Below are 384 nucleotides of genomic sequence, written 5' to 3'. Positions count from 1 at the left end.
AATATTAAAGCAACTTATAGATTACGGTGCAAATGTTGTTGGATTAAATTGTCAACTAGGGCCGCTTCATATGACGGAGGCTTTCAAAATGATATCGATTCCGCAAAATGGCTATTTATCAGCATACCCAAATGCAGGTCTCCCGAATTATGTGGAGGGACGTTACGTATATGAGGGAAGCCCAGCTTATTTTGAGGCGATGACGCCGACATTTATTGAGCAAGGTATTCGGCTATTAGGTGGTTGTTGTGGTACGACTCCAGAACATATTCAAAGTATGAAGCACGCTGTTGCGAATGTTACACCTGTAATAGAAAAAGACACCATTCAAAGGCCGAAAGTTGTTCATACGCATGAGAAACGTTCGAAGGCTCACGTCACTCT

At 42.2% G+C, this 384-nt stretch carries 1 protein-coding gene; it reads left to right on the top strand.

Annotated features, from left to right (window positions below; all coding sequences use genetic code 11):
- A partial coding sequence (locus SB717_RS34055; RefSeq protein ID WP_410907232.1) for a homocysteine S-methyltransferase family protein occupies positions 1-384 on the top strand: 384 nt, incomplete at both ends.

The sequence above is a fragment of the Priestia sp. SIMBA_032 genome, from assembly GCF_046535215.1.
Lineage (GTDB): Bacteria > Bacillota > Bacilli > Bacillales > Bacillaceae_H > Priestia > Priestia aryabhattai.
Note: the sequence above shows the minus strand (reverse complement) of the source record. Positions and strands in the feature narration are given on the sequence as shown.